Annotated in this window: 24 protein-coding genes; 1 reads left to right on the top strand and 23 read right to left on the bottom strand. The window is 57.6% G+C overall.

Annotation, left to right across the window (positions count from 1 at the left end; all coding sequences use genetic code 11):
* The first annotated feature begins 15 nt into the window (after positions 1-15).
* Positions 16-2,850 (top strand): excinuclease ABC subunit UvrA, encoded by a 2,835-nt coding sequence (uvrA, locus tag AC0SZ7_RS29865; RefSeq protein WP_475507734.1) that lies wholly within the window; start codon positions 16-18, stop codon positions 2,848-2,850.
* Between the two features lie 117 nt (positions 2,851-2,967).
* Here uvrA and bfr read toward each other — a convergent pair whose 3' ends face one another.
* From bfr to rpsC, 23 genes are all read right to left on the bottom strand, one after another.
* Entirely contained in the window at positions 2,968-3,432 is a 465-nt protein-coding gene (bfr, locus tag AC0SZ7_RS29870) for a bacterioferritin (RefSeq protein ID WP_416427115.1), read from the bottom strand.
* Positions 3,433-3,588: 156 nt separating this feature from the next.
* Positions 3,589-5,037 carry a catalase gene (locus AC0SZ7_RS29875; protein WP_475507735.1) on the bottom strand — a complete coding sequence of 483 codons (1,449 nt, stop codon included), beginning with the start codon at positions 5,035-5,037 and terminating at the stop codon, positions 3,589-3,591.
* Between the two features lie 196 nt (positions 5,038-5,233).
* Positions 5,234-5,620, bottom strand: a complete 387-nt coding sequence (rplQ, locus tag AC0SZ7_RS29880) for a 50S ribosomal protein L17 (protein WP_158154260.1) — start codon at positions 5,618-5,620, stop codon at positions 5,234-5,236.
* A 41-nt stretch (positions 5,621-5,661) separates the two neighbouring features.
* On the bottom strand, positions 5,662-6,663 hold the full coding sequence (locus AC0SZ7_RS29885; RefSeq protein ID WP_007924176.1) for a DNA-directed RNA polymerase subunit alpha: 1,002 nt from the start codon (positions 6,661-6,663) through the stop codon (positions 5,662-5,664).
* A 22-nt stretch (positions 6,664-6,685) separates the two neighbouring features.
* On the bottom strand, positions 6,686-7,306 hold the full coding sequence (gene rpsD / locus AC0SZ7_RS29890) for a 30S ribosomal protein S4 (RefSeq protein WP_475507736.1): 621 nt from the start codon (positions 7,304-7,306) through the stop codon (positions 6,686-6,688).
* Positions 7,307-7,324: 18 nt separating this feature from the next.
* Positions 7,325-7,714, bottom strand: a complete 390-nt coding sequence (gene rpsK, locus AC0SZ7_RS29895; RefSeq protein WP_002555466.1) for a 30S ribosomal protein S11 — start codon at positions 7,712-7,714, stop codon at positions 7,325-7,327.
* A gap of 30 nt (positions 7,715-7,744) precedes the next feature.
* A complete protein-coding gene (gene rpsM, locus AC0SZ7_RS29900) occupies positions 7,745-8,101 on the bottom strand; it encodes a 30S ribosomal protein S13 (protein ID WP_008374135.1) in 357 nt (118 codons plus the stop codon).
* 131 nt (positions 8,102-8,232) lie between these two features.
* The gene (rpmJ, locus tag AC0SZ7_RS29905) at positions 8,233-8,349 is read right to left on the bottom strand and encodes a 50S ribosomal protein L36 (RefSeq protein WP_002555468.1); all 117 of its coding nucleotides are present in this window, start codon (positions 8,347-8,349) and stop codon (positions 8,233-8,235) included.
* A 27-nt stretch (positions 8,350-8,376) separates the two neighbouring features.
* Positions 8,377-9,708, bottom strand: a complete 1,332-nt coding sequence (secY, locus tag AC0SZ7_RS29910; RefSeq protein WP_475507737.1) for a preprotein translocase subunit SecY — start codon at positions 9,706-9,708, stop codon at positions 8,377-8,379.
* Positions 9,709-10,143 carry a 50S ribosomal protein L15 gene (gene rplO, locus AC0SZ7_RS29915; RefSeq protein WP_010220318.1) on the bottom strand — a complete coding sequence of 145 codons (435 nt, stop codon included), beginning with the start codon at positions 10,141-10,143 and terminating at the stop codon, positions 9,709-9,711.
* A 3-nt stretch (positions 10,144-10,146) separates the two neighbouring features.
* The gene (gene rpmD / locus AC0SZ7_RS29920) at positions 10,147-10,323 is read right to left on the bottom strand and encodes a 50S ribosomal protein L30 (RefSeq protein ID WP_003176408.1); all 177 of its coding nucleotides are present in this window, start codon (positions 10,321-10,323) and stop codon (positions 10,147-10,149) included.
* 2 nt (positions 10,324-10,325) lie between these two features.
* The gene (rpsE, locus tag AC0SZ7_RS29925; protein WP_416427118.1) at positions 10,326-10,826 is read right to left on the bottom strand and encodes a 30S ribosomal protein S5; all 501 of its coding nucleotides are present in this window, start codon (positions 10,824-10,826) and stop codon (positions 10,326-10,328) included.
* Between the two features lie 3 nt (positions 10,827-10,829).
* A complete protein-coding gene (gene rplR, locus AC0SZ7_RS29930; protein ID WP_008374147.1) occupies positions 10,830-11,180 on the bottom strand; it encodes a 50S ribosomal protein L18 in 351 nt (116 codons plus the stop codon).
* Between the two features lie 10 nt (positions 11,181-11,190).
* Complete coding sequence (gene rplF / locus AC0SZ7_RS29935) at positions 11,191-11,724, bottom strand: 50S ribosomal protein L6 (RefSeq protein ID WP_043861928.1); 534 nt, start codon at positions 11,722-11,724, stop codon at positions 11,191-11,193.
* Positions 11,725-11,736: 12 nt separating this feature from the next.
* Complete coding sequence (gene rpsH, locus AC0SZ7_RS29940; protein ID WP_475507738.1) at positions 11,737-12,129, bottom strand: 30S ribosomal protein S8; 393 nt, start codon at positions 12,127-12,129, stop codon at positions 11,737-11,739.
* Between the two features lie 210 nt (positions 12,130-12,339).
* Positions 12,340-12,645, bottom strand: coding sequence for a 30S ribosomal protein S14 (gene rpsN / locus AC0SZ7_RS29945; RefSeq protein WP_249679520.1), 306 nt, complete (start codon positions 12,643-12,645; stop codon positions 12,340-12,342).
* Positions 12,646-12,658: 13 nt separating this feature from the next.
* Positions 12,659-13,198, bottom strand: coding sequence for a 50S ribosomal protein L5 (gene rplE, locus AC0SZ7_RS29950; RefSeq protein WP_475507739.1), 540 nt, complete (start codon positions 13,196-13,198; stop codon positions 12,659-12,661).
* A gap of 20 nt (positions 13,199-13,218) precedes the next feature.
* Entirely contained in the window at positions 13,219-13,533 is a 315-nt protein-coding gene (rplX, locus tag AC0SZ7_RS29955; RefSeq protein ID WP_008374158.1) for a 50S ribosomal protein L24, read from the bottom strand.
* An 11-nt stretch (positions 13,534-13,544) separates the two neighbouring features.
* Positions 13,545-13,913: a 50S ribosomal protein L14 gene (gene rplN, locus AC0SZ7_RS29960; protein WP_002555479.1), complete on the bottom strand. Its 369-nt coding sequence runs from the start codon at positions 13,911-13,913 to the stop codon at positions 13,545-13,547.
* A 23-nt stretch (positions 13,914-13,936) separates the two neighbouring features.
* On the bottom strand, positions 13,937-14,203 hold the full coding sequence (rpsQ, locus tag AC0SZ7_RS29965) for a 30S ribosomal protein S17 (RefSeq protein WP_008374160.1): 267 nt from the start codon (positions 14,201-14,203) through the stop codon (positions 13,937-13,939).
* Between the two features lie 2 nt (positions 14,204-14,205).
* Positions 14,206-14,397, bottom strand: a complete 192-nt coding sequence (gene rpmC / locus AC0SZ7_RS29970; RefSeq protein ID WP_002555481.1) for a 50S ribosomal protein L29 — start codon at positions 14,395-14,397, stop codon at positions 14,206-14,208.
* Positions 14,397-14,810 (bottom strand): 50S ribosomal protein L16, encoded by a 414-nt coding sequence (gene rplP / locus AC0SZ7_RS29975; RefSeq protein WP_003255479.1) that lies wholly within the window; start codon positions 14,808-14,810, stop codon positions 14,397-14,399. The genes rpmC and rplP overlap by 1 nt, the downstream gene beginning before the upstream one ends.
* A gap of 12 nt (positions 14,811-14,822) precedes the next feature.
* On the bottom strand, positions 14,823-15,509 hold the full coding sequence (gene rpsC, locus AC0SZ7_RS29980; RefSeq protein WP_003176422.1) for a 30S ribosomal protein S3: 687 nt from the start codon (positions 15,507-15,509) through the stop codon (positions 14,823-14,825).
* Positions 15,510-15,517 lie beyond the last annotated feature (8 nt).

The raw sequence follows: 15,517 nt of genomic DNA on the forward strand, positions 1-15,517 counted from the left end.
CGTGCGAGGCCACTCTTGGACAAGATCCTGATTCGTGGGGCTCGAACCCACAACCTGAAGAACATCGACCTGACCCTGCCACGGGACAAGCTGATCGTCATCACCGGGCTGTCCGGCTCCGGCAAGTCATCGCTGGCGTTCGACACGCTGTACGCCGAAGGCCAGCGCCGCTACGTCGAGTCGCTGTCCGCTTACGCCCGCCAGTTCCTGTCGATGATGGAAAAGCCGGACGTCGACACCATCGAGGGCCTGTCGCCGGCTATCTCCATCGAGCAGAAGTCGACCTCCCACAACCCGCGCTCCACGGTCGGCACCATCACCGAGATCTACGACTACCTGCGCCTGCTGTACGCGCGGGTGGGCACCCCGCGCTGCCCGGACCACGACATTCCCCTGGAGGCGCAAACCGTCAGCCAGATGGTCGACCTGGTGCTGGCGCAACCCGAAGGCAGCAAGCTTATGCTGCTGGCCCCGGTGATTCGCGAGCGCAAGGGCGAACACCTGGCCATCTTCGAAGAGCTGCGCGCCCAGGGCTTCGTACGGGCGCGCATTAACGGCCGCCTGCACGAACTGGACGAACTGCCGAAGCTGGACAAGCAGAAGAAGCACACCATCGAAGTGGTGGTGGACCGTTTCAAGGTCCGCGAAGACCTGCAGCAGCGCCTGGCCGAATCGTTCGAGACTGCGCTGAAGCTGGCCGACGGCATCGCCCTGGTGGCGTCCATGGACGAAGAACCGTTCGAGGAAATGATCTTCTCGGCACGCTTCGCCTGCCCCATCTGCGGCCACGCCATCAGCGAGCTGGAACCCAAGCTGTTCTCGTTCAACAACCCGGCCGGTGCCTGCCCGACCTGCGATGGCCTGGGCGTGAAGCAGTTCTTCGACGCCAAGCGCCTGGTGAACGGCGAACTCACCCTCGCCGAAGGTGCCATTCGCGGCTGGGACCGGCGCAACGTCTATTACTTCCAGATGCTGGGCTCGCTGGCCTCGCACTACAAGTTCAGCCTGGAAAAACCGTTCAACGACCTGCCCGTCGACAAGCAGAAGATCCTGCTGCACGGCAGCGGCACGCAGAACGTCGACTTCAAGTACCTCAACGACCGCGGCGACATCGTCAAGCGCTCGCACCCCTTCGAAGGCATTGTCCCGAACCTTGAGCGGCGCTACCGCGAGACCGAGTCGGCGACCGTGCGTGAAGAGCTGGCCAAGTTCCTCAGCACCCAGCCCTGCCCGGACTGCCGTGGCACGCGCCTGCGCCGCGAAGCGCGGCACGTGTGGGTGGGCGAGAAAACCCTGCCAGCGGTCACCGGCCTGCCGATTGGCGATGCCACCGACTACTTCGAAGGCCTGAAGCTGACCGGCCGCCGGGGCGAGATCGCCGACAAGATCCTCAAGGAAATCCGCGAGCGCCTGCAGTTCCTGGTGAACGTGGGCCTGGACTACCTGACCCTGGACCGCAGCGCCGACACCCTGTCGGGCGGCGAGGCCCAGCGCATTCGCCTGGCCAGCCAGATCGGCGCGGGCCTGGTGGGCGTGATGTACATCCTCGATGAGCCCTCCATCGGCCTGCACCAACGCGACAACGATCGCCTGCTGGGCACCCTCAAGCACCTGCGCGACATCGGCAACACAGTGATCGTGGTGGAGCACGACGAGGACGCCATTCGCCTGGCCGACTACGTGGTGGATATCGGCCCCGGCGCCGGCGTGCACGGCGGCAACATCGTCGCCGAGGGCACCGCCCAGGAAGTCATGGACCACCCGGATTCGCTGACAGGCAAATACCTGTCGGGCCGCGTGAAGATCGCCGTGCCGGCCAAGCGCACACCGCGCAACAAGAAGCTGCAACTGACCCTCAAGGGTGCCCGCGGCAACAACCTGCGCAACGTCGACCTGGAAATTCCGATCGGCCTGCTGACCTGCGTTACCGGCGTGTCCGGCTCGGGCAAGTCGACGCTGATCAACAATACCCTGTTCCCGCTCAGCGCCACCGCCCTGAATGGTGCCACCACGCTGGAAGCCGCCGCACATGACAGTTGCGACGGCCTGCAGCACCTGGACAAGGTGGTGGACATCGACCAGAGCCCCATCGGTCGCACGCCGCGCTCCAACCCGGCCACCTACACTGGCCTGTTCACGCCTATCCGCGAACTGTTCGCCGGCGTGCCGGAATCCCGTTCGCGCGGCTACGGCCCGGGGCGTTTCTCATTCAACGTCAAGGGTGGCCGCTGCGAAGCGTGCCAGGGCGACGGCCTGATCAAGGTGGAGATGCACTTCCTGCCGGACATCTACGTGCCCTGCGATGTGTGCAAGAGCAAGCGTTACAACCGCGAAACCCTGGAGATCAAATACAAGGGCAAGAGCATCCACGAGGTGCTGGAAATGACCATCGAGGAAGCGCGGGAGTTCTTCGATGCCGTGCCGGCACTGGCGCGCAAGCTGCAGACGCTGATGGACGTGGGCCTGTCGTATATCAAGCTGGGCCAGTCGGCCACCACGCTGTCGGGCGGCGAAGCGCAACGGGTCAAGCTGTCGCGCGAACTGTCCAAGCGCGATACCGGCAAGACCCTGTACATTCTCGACGAGCCCACCACCGGCCTGCACTTCGCCGACATCCAGCAGCTGCTGGACGTGCTTCACCGCCTGCGCGACCACGGCAACACCGTGGTGGTGATCGAGCACAACCTGGACGTGATCAAGACCGCCGACTGGATCGTCGACCTGGGCCCCGAAGGGGGCTCCAAGGGGGGCATGATTATCGGCTGCGGCACCCCGGAGCAGGTGGCAGAGATGAAGCAGTCCTACACAGGGCACTACCTCAAGCCATTGCTGGAGCGTGACCGCGCGTAAGTGCGGCCGCTGCTACACCATCTCGTAGCAGCGGCCGCAGGCCGCGTCAAAGACCTTCACAGAATGAAAAAAGCCCCGCCATCGTGAGATGGCGGGGCTTTTTTCATGCCGTGTCGCTTAGAACTGCGACTGCAGGTAGTTCTGCAAACCGATGGATTTGATCAGGCCCAACTGCTTCTCCAGCCAGTAGGTGTGATCTTCCTCGGTGTCGGACAGCTGCAGGCGCAGGATGTCGCGGGTAACGTAGTCCTTGTGCTGCTCGCACAGGGCAATGCCCTTGCACAGCGCTGCCCGAACCTTGTACTCCAGGCGCAGGTCGGCTTCGAACATGCTCGGTACATCAGTGCCGATGTCGAGGTCGTCAGGGCGCATGCGTGGCGTGCCCTCGAGCATCAGGATGCGGCGCATCAGAGCGTCGGCATGACCTGCCTCTTCTTCCATCTCGTGGTTGATGCGCTCGTAAAGCTTGCTGAAACCCCAGTCCTCGTACATCCGCGAGTGGATGAAATACTGATCACGCGCAGCCAGCTCGCCGGTCAGCAGCGTGTTCAGATAATCGATTACGTCCGGGTGCCCTTGCATCGCCTTACATCTCCTTGCTTGAAAGTAGATAGTTTGAACCAACGCGGCTTGAACGTCACGGACAGAAAGCTGAAAAATCGCAAAAAAGCAGAGAAAACCAGATGATTGGCAGCGAAAAACCGCCCAAATGAGGGCGGTTCTCCTTAGCATTTCGACTTAGCCGCGTTTTGCTTCCAAAGCGCGTGCCACGCCTTCGCCATAAGCCTGGTCGGCCTCGTAGAAGTACGGCAACTGGCGCTCTATAACGTCGCCGGAAACGCTACTCATTGCGTTGGCAATGTTGTCGATCAGCAGCGCCTGCTGCGCTTCGTTCATCAGGCGGAACAGCGCGCCGGCCTGGCTGAAGTAGTCGCCATCGGTGCGATGATCGTAGCGGTCGGCCGCACCCCTCAGTGCCAGCGGTGGCTCTGCGTACTGAGGCGCCTGCTTGGGTGCATCGCTGTAGCTGTTCGGCTCATAGTTGGGTGCCGCACCGCCATTGCTGCCAAACGCCATGGCACCATCGCGCTGGTAAGAGTTCACCGGGCTGCGTGGCGCGTTCACCGGCAGTTGCTGGTGGTTGGTGCCCACGCGGTAGCGGTGCGCATCGGCGTAGGCGAAGACGCGCCCTTGCAGCATGCGGTCAGGTGACAGGCCGACGCCAGGAACCATGTTGCTCGGGCCAAACGCCGCTTGCTCAACTTCAGCGAAGTAGTTCTGCGGGTTGCGGTTCAGCTCCAGAATGCCGACTTCAACAAGCGGGAACTCTTTTTGCGACCAGGTCTTGGTTACGTCGAACGGGTTCTCGCGGTGTGCGTTGGCCTGGGCCTCGGTCATCACCTGGATGCACACGCGCCATTGCGGATAATCGCCGCGCTCGATGGCCTCGAACAGGTCGCGCTGGGCGTAGTCCGGGTCGGTACCAGCGATGCGTGCAGCCTCGGCCGGCGCCAGGTTCTTGATGCCCTGTACGCTCTTGTAGTGCCACTTCACCCAGTGACGCTCACCCTTGGTATTGATCAGGCTGTAGGTGTGACTGCCGAAGCCGTGCATGAAGCGGTAGCCATCCGGAATGCCGCGGTCGGAGAACAGGATGGTGACCTGATGCAGCGCCTCTGGTGAGTGCGACCAGAAATCCCACATGGCTTGCGCGCTTTTCAGGTTGCTTTGCGGCAGCCGCTTCTGCGTGTGGATAAAGTCGGGAAACTTCAGCGGGTCGCGAATGAAGAACACAGGGGTATTGTTGCCGACGATGTCCCAGTTGCCTTCTTCGGTGTAGAACTTCAGGGCAAAACCGCGCGGGTCGCGCTCGGTGTCCGCCGAACCACGTTCGCCACCCACAGTGGAGAAGCGCAGGAAAGTCGGGGTCTGCTTGCCGACCTCGGAGAACAGCTTGGCGCAGGTCAGGCTGCTGATGTCGCGAGTGACGGTGAAGGTGCCGTAGGCACCCGAGCCCTTCGCGTGCACGCGGCGTTCTGGAATGTTCTCGCGGTTGAAGTGCGCGAGCTTTTCAATCAGGTGGAAGTCGTCGAGCAACAGAGGCCCACGAGGCCCGGCGGAACGCGAATTCTGGTTGTCGGCTACAGGTGCGCCGCTGGCGGTAGTGAGAATCTTGCTCTGGCTCATGCTGTTTCTTCCTCTGTCAGACCTGATATGACCGGGCTAATCGGCTTCGGTGTTCAGTATCATTTAGAGGGGTTACAACATCTAATTTATAGATCTTTTGTGCTCGATAGATTTTCACAATGCCTGGCAATGCAACGATAGACGCGCATAAAAAAACCGGGCGCTAGGCCCGGTTTTCTTGAACAGCTTTTTCGTCTTACTCAGCAGCTTCTACAGCGCCGCCGACAGGACGATCAACCAGCTCGACGTACGCCATTGGTGCGTTATCGCCAGCGCGGAAACCGCACTTGAGGATACGCAGGTAGCCGCCTTCACGGGTGGCATAGCGCTTGCCCAGGTCGTTGAACAGCTTGCCAACCATTTCTTTCGAACGAGTACGGTCGAAAGCCAGACGGCGGTTAGCAACGCTGTCTACCTTGGCCAGGGTGATCAGCGGCTCGGCAACGCGGCGCAGTTCCTTGGCTTTCGGCAGGGTAGTCTTGATCAGCTCGTGCTCGAACAGCGACACCGCCATGTTCTGGAACATAGCCTTGCGGTGAGAGCTGGTACGGCTCAGGTGACGTCCACTTTTACGATGACGCATGGTTCATTCCTTACCAAACTTACGTTCGGTGATTACGACGATCAGGCAGTCGCCTTGTCGTCCTTCTTAAGACTTGCAGGCGGCCAGTTGTCGAGGCGCATGCCGAGGGACAGACCGCGGGAGGCCAGAACGTCCTTGATTTCAGTCAAGGATTTCTTGCCCAGGTTCGGAGTCTTCAACAGTTCTACTTCGGTACGCTGAATCAGGTCGCCGATGTAGTAAATGTTTTCCGCCTTAAGGCAGTTAGCCGAACGTACAGTCAGTTCCAGATCGTCAACCGGGCGAAGCAGGATCGGGTCGATCTCATCTTCTTGCTCGATTACAACAGGTTCGCTGTCACCTTTGAGGTCCACGAACGCAGCCAGCTGCTGTTGCAGGATGGTTGCGGCGCGACGGATAGCCTCTTCAGGATCCAGGGTACCGTTGGTTTCCAGATCAATTACCAGCTTGTCCAGGTTGGTACGCTGTTCGACACGGGCGTTTTCCACCACGTATGCGATACGGCGAACCGGGCTGAACGAAGAGTCGAGCTGCAAGCGACCAATGCTGCGGCTTTCGTCTTCATCGCTCTGACGCGAATCGGCCGGTTCATAACCACGACCACGAGCTACAACGAGCTTCATGTTCAAGGCGCCGTTAGACGCCAGGTTGGCGATTACGTGATCGGGGTTAACGATCTCGACATCATGATCCAGCTGAATATCGGCAGCGGTAACCACCCCCGAACCCTTCTTCGACAAGGTCAGCGTAACTTCGTCACGACCGTGCAGCTTGATAGCCAGACCTTTCAGGTTCAACAGGATTTCGATTACGTCTTCCTGTACACCTTCGATGGCGCTGTACTCGTGGAGCACACCGTCAATCTCGGCCTCGACTACTGCACAGCCGGGCATTGAGGACAACAGGATGCGGCGCAGCGCGTTGCCCAGGGTATGGCCGAAACCACGCTCGAGAGGCTCGAGCGTAATTTTAGCGCGGGTTGGACTGACGACCTGCACATCAATGTGGCGGGGCGTCAGGAACTCATTTACCGAAATCTGCATGGATGCACCTATTTTCTAGCCCTTACTTGGAGTAGAGCTCGACAATCAGGCTTTCGTTGATGTCGGCGGACAGATCACTGCGAACTGGAACGTTCTTGAAAACGCCCGACTTCTTCTCAGTGTCAACGTCTACCCACTCAACGCGGCCACGCTGGGCGCACAGCTCAAGGGCCTGAACGATGCGCAGCTGGTTCTTCGATTTCTCGCGAACCGCGACCACGTCACCCTGACGAACCTGGTAGGACGGAACGTTTACAGTCTTGCCATTAACGCTGATCGCTTTGTGCGAAACCAGCTGGCGGGACTCGGCACGGGTAGCGCCGAAGCCCATACGGTAAACGACGTTGTCCAGACGGCATTCGAGCAGTTGCAGCAGGTTCTCACCAGTAGCGCCTTTCTTGCCGGCTGCTTCTTTGTAGTAACCGCTGAACTGACGCTCGAGAACGCCGTAAATACGACGGACCTTCTGCTTTTCACGCAGTTGGGTGCCGTAGTCGGACTGGCGACCACGGCGCTGGCCGTGGATACCTGGGGCTGCTTCGATATTGCACTTCGATTCCAGAGCGCGAACGCCACTTTTCAGGAACAGGTCAGTGCCTTCACGACGAGCCAGTTTGCATTTTGGACCAATGTAACGAGCCATTATCTATCGTCTCCTGAATTACACGCGGCGCTTCTTCGGCGGACGGCACCCGTTATGCGGGATTGGCGTCACGTCGGTGATGCTGGCGATCTTGTAGCCACAGCCGTTCAAAGCACGGACAGCGGATTCACGACCTGGACCTGGACCTTTGACGTTTACGTCGAGGTTTTTCAGGCCATATTCCAGCGCAGCTTGACCAGCACGTTCAGCAGCTACTTGAGCAGCGAACGGGGTGGACTTGCGAGAACCGCGGAAACCCGAACCGCCGGAAGTAGCCCAGGACAGGGCGTTACCTTGACGATCGGTAATGGTCACGATGGTGTTGTTGAAAGACGCGTGGATGTGGGCGATGCCATCAACCACTGTCTTTTTTACTTTTTTACGAGGACGAGCAGCAGGTTTTGCCATGACTAAATTCCTGTCGATTCGCTGGTGCGATTACTTGCGGATCGGCTTACGCGGACCTTTACGGGTACGCGCGTTGGTCTTGGTACGCTGACCGCGCACTGGAAGACCACGACGATGACGCAGGCCACGGTAGCAGCCCAGATCCATCAAGCGCTTGATTTTCATGTTGATTTCGCGGCGCAGATCACCTTCAGTGGTGAACTTCGCCACTTCGCCACGCAGCTGTTCAATCTGCTCGTCGCTCAGATCCTTGATCTTTGCGGCTGGGTTGACCCCAGTGTCTGCACAGATCTTCTGTGCAGTTGTGCGACCAACACCATAGATGTAGGTCAGCGAGATAACAGTGTGCTTGTTATCTGGAATGTTGACGCCTGCAATACGGGCCATTCAGTGGGACTCCAATTGACAGCTACCTACGCCCCGGAAGCCAAGAAATGGGGCGCGAGATAATATCGCTGTAATACAAAATAATCAACCCAGCAGCGCACTAGCTGCTGGGCTTGTAGCACAGATCACACTCAGCCTTGGCGCTGTTTGTGACGTGGTTCCGCGCTGCAAATTACTCGAACGACACCTTCGCGGCGAATAATTTTGCAGTTGCGGCACAGCTTTTTCACCGATGCACGAACTTTCATCACCAACTCCTCGAACCTTATGGGTCTTCAGCGCAGCAAGCTGCTGCTGCCGTAGCCCTTCAGGTTGGCTTTCTTCATCAGGGATTCGTACTGGTGTGAAACGAGGTGCGATTGTACTTGGGACATGAAGTCCATCACAACCACTACCACGATCAGCAACGAGGTCCCGCCAAGGTAGAACGGTACGTTTGCCGCGACCACCAGGAACTGGGGAAGCAGACAGACGGCCGTCATGTAGAGAGCACCGAACATGGTCAAACGGGTCAGAACGCCATCAATGTAGCGCGCCGACTGCTCGCCAGGACGGATGCCCGGAATAAAGGCACCGGACTTCTTCAGGTTTTCCGCTACGTCTTTCGGATTGAACATCAACGCCGTATAGAAGAAGCAGAAGAAAATAATCCCTGCACTAAACAGCAGAATATTCAACGGCTGACCAGGAGCGATCGACTGCGAGAGATCCTGCAGCCAGCCCATACCAGCAGACTGACCGAACCAGGCACCCAGCGAAGCCGGGAACAGCAAAATGCTGCTCGCGAAAATAGCAGGAATGACGCCCGCCATGTTCACTTTCAGCGGCAAGTGGCTCGTCTGCGCAGCGAAAACCTTGCGGCCCTGCTGACGCTTGGCGTAGTGAACAGCAATACGACGCTGACCACGCTCGATGAACACCACGAAGCCGATAATCGCTACTGCCAGCACACCGACAGCTACCAGGGCGAAAATGTTGATATCACCCTGACGCGCAGACTCGAAAGACTGCCCGACTGCTCTCGGAAGACCGGCGACGATACCCGAAAAAATCAACATCGAGATACCGTTGCCAACACCGCGCTCGGTAATCTGCTCGCCCAGCCACATCATGAACATTGCACCCGCCACAAACGTGGAGACCGCAACGAAATAGAAGCTAATGCCAGCAGAGAACGAAACACCCTGGTTGGCCAAGCCAATGGCCATGCCAGTTGCTTGAACCAAAGCCAGGATGACGGTGCCGTAGCGGGTGTACTGGCTGATCTTGCGACGGCCAGCTTCACCTTCCTTCTTCAACTGCTCCAGCTGCGGGCTGACGACGGTCATCAGTTGCATGATGATCGATGCCGAGATGTACGGCATGATCCCCAGTGCAAAGATGCTCATACGTTCCAGCGCGCCGCCGGAAAACATGTTGAACAAGCTAAGAATGGTCCCCTCATTCTGTCGAAACAGGTCCGCCAGACGGTCCGGGTTGATACCTGGAACTGGGATGTGCGCGCCGATTCGGTAGACGATAATCGCCAGGAACAGGAAACGCAGACGAGCCCAGAGTTCGGACAACCCGCCTTTGCCTAGCGCTGAGAGAGCACCTTGCTTAGCCATTTATTCCTCGAACTTGCCGCCAGCTGCTTCGATAGCCGCACGCGCACCTTTGGTGGCTGCGATGCCCTTGATGGTGACAGCGCGAGTAACTTCGCCCGACAGCATGATTTTCACACGCTGAACGTTCTGGTTAATCACGTTGGCGTCCTTCAGGGACTGAACGGTTACCACGTCGCCTTCCACTTTGGCCAGCTCGGACAGACGCACTTCTGCGCGGTCCATGGCTTTCAGGGAAACGAAGCCGAACTTCGGCAGACGACGGTGCAGCGGCTGTTGACCGCCTTCAAAGCCTGGAGCGATGGTGCCACCGGAGCGGGAGGTCTGACCTTTGTGACCACGGCCACCAGTCTTACCCAAACCGCTACCGATACCACGGCCCGGACGATGCTTTTCGCGACGGGAACCCGGCGCTGGACTCAGATCATTGAGTTTCATCGATTAGCCCTCAACGCGCAGCATGTAGTAAGCCTTGTTGATCATCCCGCGGTTCTCGGGAGTATCCTGGACTTCTACAGTGTGACCGATGCGACGCAGACCCAGACCCTTAACGCACAGTTTGTGGTTAGGGATGCGGCCGGTCATGCTTTTGATCAGCGTAACTTTAACGGTAGCCATGATCAGACGATCTCCTCAACGCTCTTGCCGCGCTTGGCAGCAATGGACGACGGGGATTGCATGGTTTTCAGACCCTTGAAGGTGGCGTGTACCACGTTCACTGGGTTGGTCGAACCGTAGCACTTGGCCAGGACGTTCTGAACACCAGCAACTTCCAGTACGGCACGCATTGCGCCGCCGGCGATGATGCCGGTACCTTCAGAAGCAGGCTGCATGTAGACCTTCGAAGCGCCGTGGGCGGATTTCAGGGCGTACTGCAGGGTGGTACCGTTCAGGTCCACTTGAATCATGTTGCGACGAGCAGCTTCCATAGCCTTCTGGATCGCAGCAGGCACTTCACGCGACTTGCCACGGCCGAAGCCTACACGGCCTTTACCATCACCAACCACGGTCAACGCGGTGAAGGTGAAGATACGGCCGCCTTTAACGGTTTTGGCTACGCGGTTAACTTGAACCAGCTTCTCAATGTAGCCTTCGTCGCGCTTTTGGTCGTTATTTGACATAACTTAGAACTCCAGCCCAGCTTCACGAGCAGCATCAGCCAGCGCTTTCACGCGGCCGTGGTACTTGAAGCCAGAGCGGTCGAAAGCCACCTGCGAGACGCCTGCGGCTTTCGCACGCGAAGCGACCAGCTGGCCAACCTTAGTGGCCGCGTCGATGTTGCCAGTGGCGCCATCACGCAGTTCTTTGTCCAAAGTCGAGGCGCTTGCCAGGACTTTGCTGCCGTCGGCCGAGATGACCTGGGCATAGATGTGCTGCGAAGAGCGGAACACGCAGAGACGCACGACTTCGAGTTCGTGCATTTTCAGGCGTGCTTTGCGAGCGCGACGCAGTCGAGTAACTTTTTTGTCGGTCATTTGCTATGCCCTACTTCTTCTTGGCTTCTTTACGACGGACGACTTCGTCCGCGTAACGCACACCCTTACCTTTGTAAGGCTCTGGTGGACGGAAATCGCGGATTTCAGCGGCCACTTGACCCACCAGCTGCTTGTCGATGCCCTTGATCAGGATATCGGTCTGGCTAGGAGTCTCAGCGGTGATGCCTTCCGGCAGTTCGTAGTCCACTGGGTGCGAGAAGCCGAGAGCCAGGTTCAGCACTGTGCCTTTTGCTTGTGCCTTGTAACCAACACCGACCAGCTGGAGCTTGCGCTCGAAGCCTTGGCTTACGCCTTGCACCATGTTGTTGACCAGGGCACGAGTGGTACCGGCCATTGCACGGGTCTGTTGATCGCCATTGCGAGCAGCGAAACGCAGCTCACCAGCTTCTTCAACGACTTCAACGGACGAGTGAACATTCAGTTCCAGAGTGCCCTTGGCACCCTTCACCGAAAGCTGTTGGCCGACGAATTTGACTTCGACACCAGCCGGCAGCTTTACGGGGTTCTTAGCGACGCGAGACATGCTTATCCCCCCTTAGAACACTGTGCAAAGAACTTCGCCGCCGACACCGGCAGCGCGCGCAGCACGATCCGTCATCACACCTTTGTTGGTGGAGACGATGGATACGCCGAGACCGCCACGAACTTTTGGCAGCTCATCGACGGACTTGTACTGACGCAGACCTGGACGACTTACGCGTTTGACTTCTTCGATGACTGGACGGCCTTCGAAGTACTTCAGCTCGATGGAAAGCGACGGTTTTGCTTCGCTGCTTACCTGATAACCCGCGATATAACCTTCGTCCTTCAGAACTTTGGCTACAGCTACCTTCAACGTGGAAGACGGCATGCTTACGACGGACTTTTCAGCCATCTGGGCATTACGGATTCGAGTTAGCATGTCCGCTAACGGGTCCTGCATACTCATGGGCTAGACGCTCCTGTTACAGAAAATTTTAACCTTGCGGCTACTACGTCGCCGAGCAGACTGCGGTCCGAAAACCCAGGCTCAGGCGAGCCGGTCATTCTAGACATACCCCAGAAATGAATCAAGCCCCGTGAGGGGCTTGATTCGATCTCAAGGTCACCGGCGGTCGGCTGATTGCTCAGCTGCCCGCCAGGACTTTGGGAGTACGGCTTACCAGGAGGCTTTAACCAGACCTGGTACGTCACCGCGCATTGCTGCTTCACGCAGCTTGTTACGGCCCAGGCCGAACTTGCGGTAAACGCCGTGTGGACGACCAGTGATGCGGCAGCGGTTACGCATGCGCGAGGCGCTTGCGTCACGTGGCTGCTTCTGCAGAGCTACGGAAGCATTCCAACGGTCTTCGTCACTTGCGTTCAGATTCACGATGATAGCTTTCAGCTCAGCACGCTTCTTGGCGTATTTTGCTACCGTCAGCTGACGCTTCAGCTCACGGTTCTTCATGCTCTTCTTGGCCATTTTCCTACTCCAATCAGTTGCGGAACGGGAAGTTGAAAGCACGCAGCAGAGCGCGGCCTTCTTCATCCGAACGAGCAGTGGTGGTCAGGGTAATGTCCAGACCGCGCAGAGCATCGATCTTGTCGTAATCGATTTCCGGGAAAATGATCTGCTCTTTCACGCCCATGCTGTAGTTGCCACGACCATCGAAGGACTTGGCATTCAGGCCGCGGAAGTCGCGTACCCGAGGCAGGGAGATCGCCAGCAGGCGGTCCAGGAATTCGTACATACGATCGCGACGCAGGGTAACCTTGACGCCAATCGGCCAGCCCTCACGGACCTTGAAGCCTGCAATCGACTTACGAGCGTAAGTAACGACAGCCTTCTGGCCGGTGATTTTTTCCATGTCGGCAACAGCGTGCTCGATGACTTTTTTGTCGCCGATCGCTTCGCCCAGACCCATGTTCAGGGTGATTTTGGTAACGCGCGGAACTTCCATCACGTTCGCCAGCTTAAGTTCTTCCTTAAGCTTGGGAGCGATTTCCTTCCGATAAATCTCTTTCAGTCGTGCCATGGTCTTCTACCTAGCAGTGTTCAAGCATCAACCGCTTTTTGGGTCGACTTGAAGACACGAATTTTTTTGCCTTCTTCTACTTTGAAACCAACGCGGTCAGCCTTGTTGGTTTCGCCGTTGAAAATGGCGACGTTGGAAGCGTGCAGAGGCGCTTCTTTCTCGACGATACCGCCCTGTACGCCCGACATCGGGTTAGGCTTGGTATGACGCTTCACCAGGTTGATCCCACCAACGACCAGACGGTCGTCAGCGAGCACCTTCAGCACCTTACCGCGCTTACCTTTGTCTTTGCCGGCGATCACGATGATCTCGTCGTCACGACGAATCTTTTGCATGTCGGATCTCCTTACAGCACTTCTGGGGCGAGCGAGACGATCTTCATGAACTTCTCAGTACGAAGTTCACGGGTCACTGGCCCAAAGATACGGGTGCCGATCGGCTCTTGCTTGTTGTTCAGCAGAACAGCAGCGTTGCCATCAAAGCGGATAATGGAGCCGTCAGCGCGACGAACACCGTGGCGAGTGCGGACTACGACAGCAGTCATCACTTGGCCTTTTTTCACCTTACCGCGAGGAATTGCTTCCTTCACGGTAACTTTGATGATGTCACCGATACCAGCGTAACGACGATGCGAGCCACCCAGCACCTTGATGCACATAACGCGACGAGCGCCGCTGTTATCGGCCACATCGAGCATGGATTGAGTCTGAATCATATAATTTCTCCGACCCCTAGCCCTTAGACTTCCACAGCGCGTTCGAGAACTTCAACCAGTGCCCAGGACTTAGTCTTGGCCAGCGGACGAGTTTCACGAATCGAAACTTTGTCGCCGATGTGGCATTGGTTGGTTTCGTCGTGCGCGTGCAGCTTAGTCGAACGCTTAACGTATTTACCGTAGATCGGGTGCTTAACGCGACGCTCGATCAATACGGTGATGGTCTTGTCCATCTTGTCGCTGACAACACGGCCAGTCAGCGTACGGACGGTTTTTTCGGCTTCAGCCATGATCACTTACCTGCCTGCTGGTTGAGCACAGTTTTCACGCGAGCGATGTCACGCTTAACTTGCGAGAGCAGGTGAGACTGCCCCAACTGGCCAGTTGCTTTCTGCATACGCAGATTGAACTGGTCGCGCAGCAAGCCGAGCAATTGCTCGTTCAGTTGCTGTGCTGATTTTTCACGAAGTTCATTCGCTTTCATCACATCACCGTCCGCTTAACAAAGGAGGTGGCGAGAGGCAGCTTTGCAGCTGCCAAGGCGAATGCCTCACGCGCCAGCTCTTCAGAAACACCCTCGATTTCGTACAGGACTTTGCCTGGCTGAATCTGGGCAACCCAGTACTCGACGGAACCTTTACCTTTACCCATCCGCACTTCGAGAGGCTTCTTGGAGATCGGCTTGTCCGGGAATACACGGATCCAGATCTTGCCGCCACGTTTTACGTGACGGGTCAGAGCACGACGTGCCGACTCGATCTGACGGGCGGTGAGACGACCGCGGGCAACAGCTTTCAAGGCGAACTCGCCGAAGCTGACTTTGCTACCGCGCAGTGCCAGGCCACGGTTGTGGCCAGTCATCTGCTTGCGGAACTTCGTACGCTTAGGTTGCAACATTTGGCGTACCCCTTACTTAGCAGCTTTTTTACGAGGCGCTGGTGCTTGTGGTTTCAGTTCTTCTTGGCGACCACCAATTACTTCGCCTTTGAAAATCCAAACCTTCACACCGATCACACCGTAAGTGGTGTGAGCTTCGTAGTTGGCATAGTCGATGTCGGCACGCAGGGTGTGCAGTGGCACACGACCTTCGCGATACCATTCAGTACGTGCGATTTCAGCACCGCCGAGACGACCGCTCACTTGGATCTTGATGCCTTTGGCACCAATGCGCATTGCGTTCTGTACGGCGCGCTTCATAGCGCGACGGAACATTACGCGACGCTCCAGCTGCTGAGCTACGCTCTGGGCAACCAGCATACCGTCGAGTTCCGGCTTGCGGATTTCTTCGATATTGATGTGCACAGGCACACCCATCTGCTTGGTCAGGTCCTGACGCAGTTTCTCAACATCTTCACCTTTCTTCCCAATAACGATACCAGGACGAGCGGTGTGGATGGTGATGCGTGCAGTTTGAGCCGGACGATGGATATCGATACGGCTTACGGACGCGCTTTTTAGTTTGTCTTGGAGATACTCACGCACCTTCAGATCTGCGAACAAGTAGTCCGCATAAGTCCGACCGTCTGCGTACCAGACGGAGGTGTGCTCCTTGACGATTCCCAGGCGAATGCCAATGGGATGTACTTTCTGACCCATCTGATCGA

This window comes from Pseudomonas sp. JC1203 (assembly GCF_056175065.1).